The organism is Streptomyces sp. NRRL B-1140 (assembly GCF_001280065.1).
GTDB lineage: Bacteria > Actinomycetota > Actinomycetes > Streptomycetales > Streptomycetaceae > Streptomyces.
In genome coordinates this window covers 19971-33103 of the sequence record NZ_LGEA01000099.1, presented here as the reverse complement: position 1 = coordinate 33103, position 13133 = coordinate 19971, and the positions used below count along the sequence as shown (strand labels likewise).

At 72.2% G+C, this 13133-nt stretch carries 10 protein-coding genes; 8 read left to right on the top strand and 2 right to left on the bottom strand.

What is annotated here, in order from left to right; all coding sequences use genetic code 11:
- The first annotated feature begins 763 nt into the window (after positions 1-763).
- Both panD and ADK65_RS19075 read left to right on the top strand, forming a co-directional pair.
- Positions 764-1183: an aspartate 1-decarboxylase gene (panD, locus tag ADK65_RS19080; protein WP_053671512.1), complete on the top strand. Its 420-nt coding sequence runs from the start codon at positions 764-766 to the stop codon at positions 1181-1183.
- A gap of 33 nt (positions 1184-1216) precedes the next feature.
- Complete coding sequence (locus tag ADK65_RS19075; RefSeq protein WP_053671511.1) at positions 1217-1561, top strand: GNAT family N-acetyltransferase; 345 nt, start codon at positions 1217-1219, stop codon at positions 1559-1561.
- 479 nt (positions 1562-2040) lie between these two features.
- Here ADK65_RS19075 and gndA read toward each other — a convergent pair whose 3' ends face one another.
- Positions 2041-3480, bottom strand: coding sequence for an NADP-dependent phosphogluconate dehydrogenase (gndA, locus tag ADK65_RS19070; RefSeq protein ID WP_053671510.1), 1440 nt, complete (start codon positions 3478-3480; stop codon positions 2041-2043).
- Positions 3481-3829: 349 nt separating this feature from the next.
- Between gndA and ADK65_RS19065 the strand changes: the two genes are divergently transcribed.
- A complete protein-coding gene (locus ADK65_RS19065) occupies positions 3830-5041 on the top strand; it encodes a transglycosylase family protein (RefSeq protein ID WP_053671509.1) in 1212 nt (403 codons plus the stop codon).
- Here ADK65_RS19065 and ADK65_RS19060 read toward each other — a convergent pair.
- Positions 5031-6401, bottom strand: coding sequence for a DMT family transporter (locus ADK65_RS19060; RefSeq protein WP_053671508.1), 1371 nt, complete (start codon positions 6399-6401; stop codon positions 5031-5033). The genes ADK65_RS19065 and ADK65_RS19060 overlap by 11 nt on opposite strands.
- A gap of 227 nt (positions 6402-6628) precedes the next feature.
- Here ADK65_RS19060 and ADK65_RS19055 point away from each other — a divergent pair, with 227 nt between their 5' ends.
- The 5 genes from ADK65_RS19055 (at position 6629) to ADK65_RS19035 (ending at position 13051) form a co-directional block, all read left to right on the top strand.
- A complete protein-coding gene (locus ADK65_RS19055) occupies positions 6629-7366 on the top strand; it encodes a (2Fe-2S)-binding protein (protein ID WP_053671507.1) in 738 nt (245 codons plus the stop codon).
- A 39-nt stretch (positions 7367-7405) separates the two neighbouring features.
- Positions 7406-8557, top strand: coding sequence for a glycogen synthase (glgA, locus tag ADK65_RS19050; protein ID WP_053671506.1), 1152 nt, complete (start codon positions 7406-7408; stop codon positions 8555-8557).
- 51 nt (positions 8558-8608) lie between these two features.
- Entirely contained in the window at positions 8609-9829 is a 1221-nt protein-coding gene (gene glgC / locus ADK65_RS19045; RefSeq protein ID WP_053671505.1) for a glucose-1-phosphate adenylyltransferase, read from the top strand.
- A gap of 270 nt (positions 9830-10099) precedes the next feature.
- Complete coding sequence (locus ADK65_RS19040) at positions 10100-11443, top strand: wax ester/triacylglycerol synthase family O-acyltransferase (RefSeq protein WP_053671504.1); 1344 nt, start codon at positions 10100-10102, stop codon at positions 11441-11443.
- A gap of 105 nt (positions 11444-11548) precedes the next feature.
- Positions 11549-13051, top strand: coding sequence for an SDR family NAD(P)-dependent oxidoreductase (locus tag ADK65_RS19035; protein WP_053671503.1), 1503 nt, complete (start codon positions 11549-11551; stop codon positions 13049-13051).
- Positions 13052-13133 lie beyond the last annotated feature (82 nt).

The window sequence follows — 13133 nt, the reverse complement described above, 5'->3', positions numbered from 1 at the left end:
GACCGCGACGATCGCAGCCGCCGTGTAGGGCGTTCCGAGATCGGAGTACACGAGGCTGAGCCCGATCATGGTCAGCAGGCAGAACGCCCCCAGCGCGATCGGCGGGAGCACGGGCCACATCGCAGCGGCGAGGGCGGGTGCGGCAGGCAGGAGACGGCTGAAGGCGATCTCCCTGAGAGGGGCGAAGGCCAAGCCGGTGATGAGACGGTGAGAATCACGGGGGACAGCAGGACGATCTCGCGTCGGGCATCGGATGAAGGACGGTGGTGCCGGGGTCGTCCTGTCCTGATCACAAAAATCATCTTAACGGGGCATAACGGGCTTCGTTCCGTGAGGGCGTCGGCGCCCATGCGAGCCGACCGCCGCTGGACCGCGCCGTGCAGCCCCCTCAGAACGCCCCCGGCTGCGAGCGGCCCTTCCGGGGTGGGCAGCCCAGGAGTCGGAGCCCGTCGTCAAGGACCGACAAGGCGAAGCTCGCGCCTCCCCGGGCCGAGCCTCACTCTTCCTGGGAGCGGTGGGGGAGCGCCTCGACTTACCTGATGACTCATCAGACAAGTCAACATCCGGTCAGCATGAGTCGCCGGGCTTTCCTGGAGGATTGCCCGAGCAGGCGCCGGTGCGGCGCGAAAGCCCAGGCGTGAAGCCGTCTCGCCCGAGCGGAGCGATGTTCCTCACAATTCTCGACCCGCGTGTCCCGGTGTACAGTCGAGACCGCCCTTGACCTGCACAAAGCAGGCAGGGAGCCGTCTTCCAGGAGTTCAACATGCTGCGCACCATGTTCAAGTCCAAGATCCACAGAGCCACCGTCACCCAGGCCGACCTGCACTACGTGGGATCCGTGACCATCGACGCCGACCTGCTCGACGCCGCCGATCTGCTGCCCGGTGAACTCGTGCACATCGTGGACATCACCAACGGCGCCCGGCTGGAGACGTACGTCATCGAGGGCGAGCGCGGGTCCGGTGTGATCGGGATCAACGGGGCCGCGGCCCATCTCGTCCACCCCGGCGACCTCGTGATCATCATCAGTTACGCCCAGGTGACGGATGAAGAGGCGCGGGCACTCGCCCCCCGGGTCGTGCACGTGGACCGCGACAACAGGATCGTGGCCCTGGGGGCCGACCCGTCCGAGCCGGTGCCCGGGTCGGACCAGCAGCGCAGTCCGCAGGCCGTCAGGGCCTGACCGAAGGATCCGCAGAAGAGGAGGAGCGTGTCCATGAGCGACCCGGAGATCCGCGACGACCGGGCGGCGGGCCGACTGGAGGCCGTGTCCGGCGGTGAGGTCATCGGACGCATCGAGTACTTCGTACTCGAAAGCCCCGAGCGCGCGCTCGTGCCCGTCCACACGATCGTCGAGCCGGCCCACGAGGGCAAGGGCATCGCCGGTTCGCTCGCGCGCGAACTGTTCGCCCTCGCCGGCCGCGAGCACAGCGCGGTCGCCTCCCTCTGTCCCTACGTCACCAAGTGGATCGAGCGACACCCCGACGAGGCCTCGCCCGCCGATCAGGATCTGGTCGTGGCAGCGAAGGAGTGGCTGACGGCCCATCCCGGGCGCTGCTGACCCGGCCCCACCCCTCTCCGCCTCCAACCCCCAACCTCCTTCCCCCCACCTGGTCCACACCGGTCCCGCGGTCGAGTGACTGCGGGCGCGGGGGCCGGGTAGGCGGGGATTAGTCCAGAGCCGGAGTCGACCCACTGGCTGGAGGACCTGATGACGAACCCGATCCCCGACCCCGTGCCGCCGGCGCCGACACCGGGCCCCGATCCCCAGCACCCGGACCCGCATCCCGATCCGGTGCCGAACCCGCAACCCCCGCCGGGCCCGGAGCCGACCCCTCCGCCGCCCGCGCCCACCCCGCCGGCGCCGCCGGGCCCCGACCCCGTGCCGGGTCCCGACCCGTCCCCGATCCCCCCGGGACCGGAGCCCGTGCCGAACCCGGAGCCCGGTCCGCCCCTGTCGTGACCCTCGTACGCGAACGGGGCGGTGGACGGCCACTCGTGCCGTCCACCGCCCCGCTCACCTTCCCGAGGGTCAGGCGCCTAGGCGGAGGTCTCCGACCGGTCCCCGCCCCACAGCGTGTGGAACGAGCCGTCACGGTCCACCCTGCGGTACGTGTGCGCACCGAAGTAGTCCCGCTGCCCCTGCGTCAGCGCCGCCGGCAGCCGCTCCGCGCGCAGGGCGTCGTAGTAGGCGAGGGCCGCGGCGAAGCCGGGCGTCGGCACACCCTGGCGGGTCGCGGCGACCAGCACCTCACGCCAGTCGTCCTGGGCGTCCGCGATCTCCTGCGCGAACGTGGCGTCCGACAGCAGGCTCGGCAGATCCGGCCGGGTGTCGTACGCGGACCGGATCCGGTCCAGGAACGCCGCGCGGATGATGCAGCCGCCCCGCCACAGCGCCGACACCGCGCCGAGGTCGATGTCCCAGCCGTACTCGTCGCGGGCCGCGTCGATCTCGTGGAAGCCCTGCGTGTACGACACGATCTTCGACGCGTACAGGGCCTGCTCGACCCGGTCCGCGAACGCCCGGGCCTCGGCCTCGCTCAGCGGCTGCGCCTTCGGGCCGGCCAACTCGCGCGAGGCCTCCCGCAGCGCCGCGTGGCCCGACAGGGAGCGTGCGAAGACCGCCTCGGCGATACCCGACACCGGCACACCCAGGTCCAGGGCGATCTGCACGGTCCAGCGGCCGGTGCCCTTCTGCTCGGCCTGGTCGACCACCACGTCCACGAACGGCTTGCCCGTCTCCGCGTCCACGTGCGACAGCACCTCGGCCGTGATCTCGATCAGGTACGAGTCGAGACGGCCCCGGTTCCAGGTCCGGAAGATCTCCGCGATCTCGGCGGGGGAGTACCCGGCGACGTCCCGCAGCAGCTGGTACGCCTCGCCGATGAGCTGCATGTCCGCGTACTCGATGCCGTTGTGCACCATCTTCACGAAGTGCCCGGCACCGTCCGGACCGACGTGCGAGACACACGGCGTGCCGTCGGCCGCCTTCGCCGAGATCTTCTCCAGCATCGGGCCCAGCGAGTCGTACGACTCCTTCGGTCCGCCCGGCATGATGCTCGGGCCGTTCAGCGCGCCCTCCTCGCCGCCGGAGACGCCCATGCCGACGAAGTGGATGCCCTGCTCGCGCAGGTCCCGTTCCCTGCGCCGGGTGTCCGCGAAGTGCGCGTTGCCACCGTCGATGATCATGTCGCCGGGCTCCAGCAGCGGCGCGAACTCCTGGATCACCGCGTCGGTCGGCTCACCGGCCTTCACCATCACGACCAGGCGCCGCGGCCTCTCCAGCGCCGCCACGAAGTCCTTGGCGCTCTCGCACGCGACGAACTCCCCCTCGCCGCCGAACTCCTCCACCAGGGCGTGCGTACGCGCGGGCGTCCGGTTGTGCACCGCGACCGTGTAGCCGTTGCGGGCGAAGTTGCGGGCGAGGTTGCGGCCCATGACCGCGAGACCGGTGACGCCGATCTGCGCTGTACTGCTCATTCGGTTCGCTCCTAAAGACCTCGGTATCGGTGCTGCCGGTGGGGCCCCACAAGCATGCCCCCGTCGACCATCCTGACGTGCCACTACCTCGTGCGCACGCGCGGGTCGCACGACATCGCGCAGGCTGATACGGACCAGAGCCCCGTCGCACTCAGCCGACGCACGCGTCCCCGCGCACGGCGCACCCGCGCACCGGGTGCCGTACACGGTGCGCCACCGAGGCGCACGTCGCGCAACAGGGGCCTCATACCGGCCATTTGGGCTCCCGGGCGGCGAAAAGCCGTCTTGTTCTGGCCGGTTAGCAGCGCTTACTTTTGCCCCTCCTGACGCATGTCTAGGGGGGCTATCGATGGCCGTACGCGGCCGGCACCGCCGGTATCAGCCGAACAGGATCAACCGCGCCTCACTCACCGTCACGGCGGGCGGCGCGGGCATGGCACTGCCGTTCATGGGCACCGGCGCCGCTCAGGCGGCGGACATGGACACCTGGAACAAGGTCGCCGCCTGCGAGTCCACCAGCAACTGGAGCATCAACAGCGGCAACGGCTTCTACGGCGGACTGCAGTTCACCCAGTCCACCTGGGAGGCCTACGGCGGCCGGGCCTACGCGGCACGCGCGGACCTGGCGAGCAAGGACCAGCAGATCGCCGTCGCGGAGAAGGTGCTCGACGGGCAGGGCCCGGGGGCGTGGCCCGTCTGCTCCGCACGGGCCGGACTGACGCGGGGCGGCGGCGAGCCCGGTGTCCGGCCGGCCGCCGAGCGCACCGGGCAGAGGGACGCGAAGAAGAAGACCTCCCTCGAGGAGGTACGGCCGCAGTCCACGCCGCAGTCCCGGGCGGGCAACACCGAGATGTACACCGTGGTCCGCGGCGACACCCTCTCGGGCATCGCGGACGAGCAGGACGTGCGGGGTGGCTGGCGGGGCCTGTACACGGCCAACCGGTCGGCCATAGGGTCCGACCCGGACCTGATCGTGCCCGGCCAGCGCCTCGCGCTGCGCGGCGAGGGCGCCACGAAGACGCGTCCGGCGCACAAACCGGCGCCGTCGGCCGGGCCCTCGACGAAGAAGCCGGCCCAGGACAGTGCCAGGGAGCGGTCGAAGGAGCGGTCCAAGGACAAGGCCGACGAGCGGGCCGGCCGGTCCACGGCCACCCGGCAGGGCCTCGTCGCGCCCGTCGGCGCCTCGCTCGGGACGCCCTACCGCAAGGCGGGCTCCTCCTGGTCGAAGGGCTACCACACCGGCATCGACTTCCCCGTGCCCACGGGCACCTCGGTCAAGTCGGTCGGTGCGGGCAGCGTCGTCAGCGCGGGATGGGGCGGCTCGTTCGGCTACCAGGTCGTGGTCCGGCACGCCGACGGCCGGTACAGCCAGTACGCCCATCTGTCCGCGATCTCCGTGCGGGACGGGCAGTCGGTGAGTGCCGGCCAGCGCATCGGCCGCTCCGGTTCCACCGGCAACAGCTCGGGCCCGCATCTGCACTTCGAGGTGCGGACGGGGCCCGGTTTCGGCTCGGACGTCGACCCGGTGGCGTACCTGCGGGCCGGCGGCGTCAGGATCTGACGCGCATGCGGTGCCGGTCGACCGTGGGGAGCGGGACGTACGGGATGCCGTAGAAGGGGACGTAGGAGAGCGGGCGTTCGTCGTCGGCCGCCGGCGACGGCTCCCCGCTCTCGGGCGCGGCATCCGCACCGGGTGCCGCCACTGCCCCCGGCCCCGTCGCGAGCACCGTGAGCCGCGCCTCCGGCCCGGGTACGAGCACGGCCGCCGCCGGTCGCGGTCCGGGCCCGGGGACGGACACGCCCTCCACGCGTGGCCGCCCACCGGCGGCCTCGGCCACGGCTGTGACCGGCCCTGGCACAGCCACCGGCTCGGACGCCGCGATGGACCGGGGTGCCACCCTGGGCTGCGATGCTGCGACCGGCCCGGCCACAGCCGCAGGCCCGGGGGCGGCGCCGGACCGGGGCCCCACCCCGGGCTGCGATGCCGCGACCGGCTCCGGCACCACCGCGGGCTCGGGGGCGGCGCCGGACCGAGGTGCTTCGATCGGCCCGGCCCCGGCCACCGGCCCGGGTGCCGCATCCGCCGGCTGCCCGTGTGTGAGCCGCTCCGTCGTCAGCAGGATCAGGCCACCCGCCGCCACCACACCGCAGCTCAGCGCGAGCGCTGTCCCCGTGGTGCCGTAGCGGAAGGTTTCGCCGAACATCGTGATGCCCACCGCGGCCGCCACCACCGGGTTCACGACCGTCAGCGTGGCCAGCGGGGCGGCGAGGCCGGCGCCCCGGTAGGAGGCCTGCGACAGCAGCATCCCGGCCGTGGCGAGGACGCCGATCACGGCGAGGGAGGGCACGTCCGCAGCCGACACACCGCCGGTCCAGTCGACGGCAACGGTCTTGGTGAACACCGAGGACATGCCGAACGCGATCCCCGAGGCCGTCGCCAGCAGCATGCTGCGCACCGCCGGATGCCGGTGCGCAGCCCGGGCCGCGATCATCAGCGAGACGACCACACCGGCGGTGACGACGGCGACGGCCACCCGCTGTGCCGTGTCCAGCGACCGCGCGTCGGACGCGGCGACCAGGGAGAGCAGACCGGCGAGCCCCACCGTCGCCATGATCGCGCCGCGCCAGGCCGTGGCACCGGCCTTGCGGCCGACGAACAGCGCCGCCATGGGCAGCGCCACCACGATGGTCAGTGCGCCGAGCGGCTGCACGAGGCTCAGCGGGCCGTAGGCCAGAGCCACCACGTGCAGCAGTCCACCGAGACCGTTCAGCCCGACCGCCGCCCACCAGCCCGGCCGGCGCAGCGGCGCGTACTGCTCGCCGGGCGAGGACTCCGCCACCCGCTCCTGCACGATCGCCCCGCCCGCGTAGGCGAACGCGGAGACGAGCGACAGCAGGACGGACAACGCGAGGGCGCTCATCGGCTGCTCCTCTGCGTGAGGCGGGGGCGATCGGCCCGACGCGGCGAAAGGTGGGCTTTCATGACCAACACCCTGCCGTGTCCAGGTCTTCCCGTCGTCGTCCCTGAGCACTCATTGGGTCCTACTGCCGATGGAGTACGCGGGGAGCACCGTCATCCCCAGGGTGGGCGGGTCCGGTCGGGGGTCACCGGGCGCGTCCCCTAAGGGCCTTGGTACTACTGCTGTTCGTGGACCTCGACCCCGACCTCGCCGCGCTCCGCCCGCTCGCCGGCTTCTTCGTGCTGCGCACGCGAGGAGCACCGGCCGGGTCCCTTCCCACTCTCGCACAGGCGTATGCCACAACGTCACCGGAAGTGTCAGGAAATCCCCTGTTTTTTCGTGTGCAGAAGGTCGCGACCGCCCTGCGGGTCCCGGAGCCGCGGGTCGCCGCGTCCGTGACCCACCAGGGTCTCGCGGCCCGGCTCTGGTCGGTCGCCCTCGGCTGCGCCGCGCTGTACGGCCGCGTCCCCGACCTGGACGCCCGGCTGCTGCGCTGGGACGCCGACGGCAGCGCCCCCGACGACCTGTGGCTCACGGAGGTCACGCCCCTGCCCGGTGACGCCCCGACGGTCGCGGACCTCGTCCTGGACGGCCACCTCGCTCCCCTGGCGGCGGCCCTGCGCTCCCGTCACGGTCTCGCCATCGGCCTGCTGCGGGGCAACGCCGCCTCCGCGCTGGCCGGGGCCGCCCGGGAACTGGACCGCTGGGCCCGGCGGCACGGCCGTGGGGACATCGCCGCCCGGGCCCGCTCCCTGGCCGCGGAACTCCTCGCGGACCCCCGGCTCACCGGCGCCGGAACCCTCACCGGCAGCGCCTTCCGGCGCCGCAGCTGCTGCCTCTACTACCGGGTCCCCGGAGGGGGCGTCTGCGGCGACTGTTGCTTCCCACGACCGCCCCGCTCTTCCCCACGCGCCTCATCTGGGTGACCATGAAAGGGAACGGCCGCTGAGAGCAGGGAGTTGCGGGTGCGCGTCGGACTGCTGACCCGGGAGTACCCGCCGGACGTGTACGGCGGTGCAGGTGTCCATGTGGAGTTCCTCGCCCGGGAGCTGCGACCACTGGTCGACCTGGACGTGCACTGCTGGGGCGAGGGCCGCGCCGACGGTGTGCGCAGGCACCGGCCCTGGTCGGCGCTCGACGGCGCCAACGACGCGCTGCGCACGTTCTCCGTCGACCTCGCCATGGCCGCCGCTCTGGAAGGCCGCGAACTGGTCCACTCCCACACCTGGTACGCCAACCTCGGCGGCCACCTCGCGAAGATGCTGTACGGCATCCCGCACGTCATGACCGCGCACTCGCTGGAGCCCCTGCGCCCCTGGAAGGCCGAGCAGCTCGGTGGCGGCTACGAACTGTCCAGCTGGGCCGAACGCACCGCGATCGAGGCCGCCGACGCGGTGATCGCCGTGTCCGGCGCCATGCGCGAGGACATCCTCGGCTGCTACCCGGCGCTCGACCCGGAGCGGGTCCACGTCGTGCACAACGGCATCGACACCACGCTCTACCGGCCCGACCCCGGCACGGACGCCCTGGACCGGATCGGCCTGGACCGCTCCCGCCCGTACGTGCTGTTCGTCGGGCGTATCACCCGGCAGAAGGGCGTGCCCCACCTGCTGCGCGCGGTGCGCGACATCGACCCGGCCGCGCAGGTCGTGCTGTGCGCGGGCGCCCCGGACACGCCGGAGATCGACCAGGAGTTCCGCGAGCTGTTCGGGGAGCTGAGCGGGGTCCGTGACGGGGTGTTCTGGATCCCGAAGATGCTGCCGCGCCCGGAGGTGATCCAGCTCCTCACCCACGCCGCCCTCTTCGTCTGCCCGTCGGTGTACGAGCCGCTCGGCATCGTGAACCTGGAGGCGATGGCCTGCGGCACGCCGGTGGTGGCCTCGGCGGTCGGCGGCATCCCCGAGGTCGTGGACGACGGCACGACAGGGCTGCTCGTCCAGCCCGGCGACGACTTCGAGGCGGGGCTCGCCCGGGCCATGGACACCGTCCTGGCCGATCCGGCGGCCGCCCGGCGGATGGGCGAGACCGGGCGGGGGCGCGCGGTCGGCGAATTCGGCTGGGACGCGGTGGCCCGCCGCACGGTCCGGCTCTACGAGGAGATCGTCAAACAGGCTTAGCGGGTACTGCACAGGGGCAGGCATCGGGAAATCGGCGTGAGGGGAGCGGCCATGCGTGGTGGTGGTCCTTCGGTCCTGGGGATCGTGCTGGCGGGCGGCGAGGGCAAGCGGCTGATGCCCCTGACCGCGGACCGGGCCAAACCGGCGGTGACCTTCGGCGGCACGTACCGCCTGGTCGACTTCGTCCTGTCCAACCTCGTCAACGGCGACATCCTGCGCATCTGCGTCCTGACGCAGTACAAGTCGCATTCGCTCGACCGGCACATCACGACCACCTGGCGGATGTCCAACCTGCTGGGCAACTACGTCACGCCCGTGCCCGCCCAGCAGCGCCTCGGCCCGCGCTGGTACCTGGGCAGCGCCGACGCGATCCTGCAGTCGCTGAACCTCGTCTACGACGAGCAGCCCGAGTACGTCGCCGTCTTCGGTGCCGACCACGTCTACCGCATGGACCCGCGCCAGATGCTCGCCCAGCACATCGAGAGCGGCGCGGGGGTGACGGTGGCCGGTATCCGGGTGCCGCGCACCGAATCCTCGGCCTTCGGGGTGATCACGCCGGGCTCGGACGGCCAGACGGTGGAGCGCTTCCTGGAGAAGCCGACCGACCCGCCGGGTCTCTCGGACGACCCGAACTGTGTCTTCGCGTCGATGGGCAACTACATCTTCACCACCAAGGCCCTCATCGAGGCGCTCAAGCGGGACGCGGAGGACGAGTCGTCCGTGCACGACATGGGCGGCTCGATCCTGCCCCAGCTCACCGACCGGGGCGAGGCCGCGCTGTACGACTTCAGCGCCAACCACGTCCCCGGCGAGACCACCCGCGACCAGGGCTACTGGCGGGACGTCGGCACGCTGGACGCCTACTACGAGGCCCACATGGACCTGATCGCGGAGCGCCCCGCCTTCAATCTGTACAACCGCAGCTGGCCCATCTACACGCACTCGTACCAGCTCTCGCCGGCCCGCTTCAACGCCGGGGGCATCGCCAGCGAGTCGATCATCAGCGCGGGCTGCCTGGTGCGCGGGCAGGTCACGCGGTCCGTGCTGTCGCCGGGCGTGGTGGTCGACCCGGGGGCCGTGGTGCAGGGCTCGGTGCTGCACGACAACGTGCACATCGGCCGGGGCGCGGTGGTGCGCGGCGCCGTCCTCGACAAGAACGTCGAGGTGCCGCCGGGCGCGACGATCGGCGTCAACCCCGAGCGGGACGCGGAGCTGTACACCGTGTCCAAGGGCGGAGTCATCGCCTTGGGCAAGGGGCAGTTGGTCACCTGACGCCCGACGGCGTGAACGCCTTGTCCTGACATACGCGTGGCGTGGCGTCCGCGTTGATCATCGACCCATGACGCCTCCCGGGTGACTCGCACGGGGTGCCCGGCGACGCAACCTGTGCTGAACTGACGGCACATGCACCATAAGTCCCGCCCCCTCCGCCGGGGCGGGACTTAATCTGCTGTTAACTGTACGTAGCCTGATCGTACTTGACCGTAATCGGCTGGGGGCGGTTGACTGCTGGCCCACCCGTCGTCGACGCGAGGCAAGCCCTTGACTGCTGATCTGCTCGCTCCTCTCGACCTGGCGTTCTGGAACCTGGAGTCCGCCGAGCACCCGATGCACCTCGGCGCGCTCGGGGTCTTCTCGGCCCACTCGCCCGCCGCGGGCGCCCACGCGGCGGACCTGCTCGCGGCCCGGGCCGCCGGTGTCCCCGGGCTGCGGATGCGCATCCGCGACGTGTGGCAGCCGCTGCCCTCGGCCCTGCGCCGGCCGCTGGCCTTCGGCGGCGCGGCCCGTGAGGCGGACCCGGACTTCGACCCGCTGAACCACGTACGGCTGCACGCCCCCACCGCCGATTTCCACGCGGTGGCGGGCCGGCTCATGGGGCGCCCCCTGGAGCGCGACCGGCCGCCCTGGGAGGCCCATGTGCTGCCGGGCGAGGACGGCGTCTGCTTCGCCGTGCTGTTCAAGTTCCACCACGCCCTGGCCGACGGGCTGCGGGCGCTGACCCTCGCGGCGGGCGTCATGGACCCCATGGACATGCCTCCGCCCCGGCCCCGCCCCGCCGTGACCCCGCGCGCTCTCGTGCCGGACGTGCGCGATCTGCCCGCGATGATGCGCGGCGCCCTCTCCGACGTGAGCCGCGCCCTGGACATCGGCGCCTCCGTCGCCCGATCCTCCCTCGACGTGCGCTCCACGCCCGCTCTCACCTGCGAGCCGAGCGGCGCCCGCCGTACCGCCGGAGTGGTGCTCGACCTGGATGACATCCACCGCATCCGCAAGACCGTCGGCGGCACCGTCAACGACGTCCTCATCGCCGTCGTCGCGGGTGCCCTGCGCCGCTGGCTCGACGAGCGCGGCGACAGCAGCGAGGGCGTTGCGCCCCGCGCGCTGATCCCCGTCTCCAAGCGCCGCCCCCGTACGGCGTACCCGCAGGGCAACCGGCTCTCCGGGTACTTGATACGGCTTCCGGTCGACGACCCGGACCCGCTGACCCGTCTGGCAGCGGTCCGGGACGCCATGGATCGCAACAAGGACGCCGGCCCCAACCGGGGCGCGGGCGCCGTCGCCCTGCTCGCCGACCACGTCCCCGCCCTCGCCCACCGGCTCGGCGGGCCCCTGGTCGGCCAGGCGGCCCGGCTCTGGTTCGACCTGCTGGTCACCAGCGTGCCCCTGCCCAGCCTGGGCCTGAAGCTCGGCGGCCACCCCCTCACCGCCGTCTTCCCCTTCGCCCCGCTCGCCCCCGGCCACTCCCTGGCGGTCGCGGTCTCCACCTACCGGGGGAGTGTCCACTACGGCCTCGTCGCCGACGCCGAGGCGGTCCCCGACGTCGATCTGTTCGCGGCGGCCGTCTCCAAGGAGGTGGCGACGCTGATCAAGGCCTGCCGGTCCTGATCGGGGCGGATTTGGCGGTGCGACCCGCCGCTGAAGTAAAATCCGCCCTTCGAAAGCGGGCGCGACCGGCGCGCCGCGAGGGCAGAGCAGGGAACGACAGCGGCGATGACGGTGACACAGGACGGCGCGCAGGCCATGGACGAGGCCGGCGGGCTCTCGTACGGACCCGGCATCGACCCCGAGCGCCTGGCCGTCTGCCTCAGCGTGCTCGAGGAACTCGACAAGCTGGAGGTCGACCACCCGGACGCCATCGCGGTGCGCCGGGCCACCGCCGGGATCTACCGCACGGTCAAGCAGCGCCGCCGCCAGGAGCGCCGGGCCGCCAAGACCGCCCACGACAAGGCGGTCACGGAGGCCACCGCGACCGGCTCCGCCCAGCGCATCGACGACGAGACAGAGGGGCTGCTGCCGTCGTCGGCCACCGAGGAAGGCCGGATCGCGGGCATACTCCAGCGCCCCCGCTCCTGCTACACCTGCAAGACCCGGTACGTGGAAGTCGATTACTTCTACCACCAGCTCTGTCCGGACTGCGCCCGCGTGAACCGCGAGAAGCGCGACGTCCGCGCCGACCTCACCGGCAAGCGGGCCCTGCTCACCGGCGGCCGCGCCAAGATCGGCATGTACATCGCGCTCCGGCTGCTGCGCGACGGTGCGCACACCACGATCACCACGCGCTTCCCCAAGGACGCCATCCGCCGCTTCAAGGCCATGGACGACTCCGCGGACTGGATGCACCGCCTGGAGGTCGTCGGCATCGACCTGCGCGACCCGGCACAGGCCGTGGCCCTCGCCGAACAGGTCGCGGAGGCGGGACCGCTCGACATCCTCGTCAACAACGCGACGCAGACCGTGCGCCGCCTGCCCTCCGCCTACGCCGCCCTCGTCGAGGGCGAGAGCGCCCCGCTGCCCGCCGGTGAGCTGCCCGCCCACCACGTCATCGGCGCCTTCAACTCCGGCGCGGTCGACGGCATCGCCGCGCTGCCGCTGGGGACCAGCGGCCTCGACGCCCAGAAGGTCGCCGACCTCGCGCTGGTCGCGGGCAACGCCAGCGTCGAGCGGCACCTGGACGGCACAGCGATCGACGCGGGCGGTCTCGTGCCCGACGTGGTCGACTCCAACACCTGGGTGCAGACGATCGAGCAGATCTCGCCCGTCGAGCTGCTGGAGACGCAGCTGTGCAACTACACGGCGCCGTTCATTCTGATCAGCGCGCTGCGGCCGGCCATGGCCGAGGCCGCCAGGAAGGCGGAGAGCGGGCGCGCGTACGTGGTGAACGTGTCAGCGATGGAGGGTGTCTTCGGGCGCGGGTACAAGGGAGCCGGGCACCCGAACACCAACGCCGCGAAGGCCGCGATGAACATGGTGACGCGGACCAGCGCCCAGGAGATGTTCCAGACCGACGGCATCCTGATGACCTCGGTGGACACCGGCTGGATCACGGACGAGCGGCCGCACTACGACAAACTGCGGCTCGCCGAGGCCGGGTTCCACGCGCCGCTCGACCTGGTCGACGGTGCGGCCCGGGTCTACGACCCGATCGTGCGGGGCGAGGCGGGAGAGGACTTGTACGGGGTCTTCCTGAAGGACTACGCGCCGGGTAAGTGGTAGGCGGGTCCGGTCGGGCGTCAGCGGGCTGCGTGGGGGCCGGTCGTGCAGTTCTCCCGCGCCCCTGAGCCGGTCATGCGGGGCC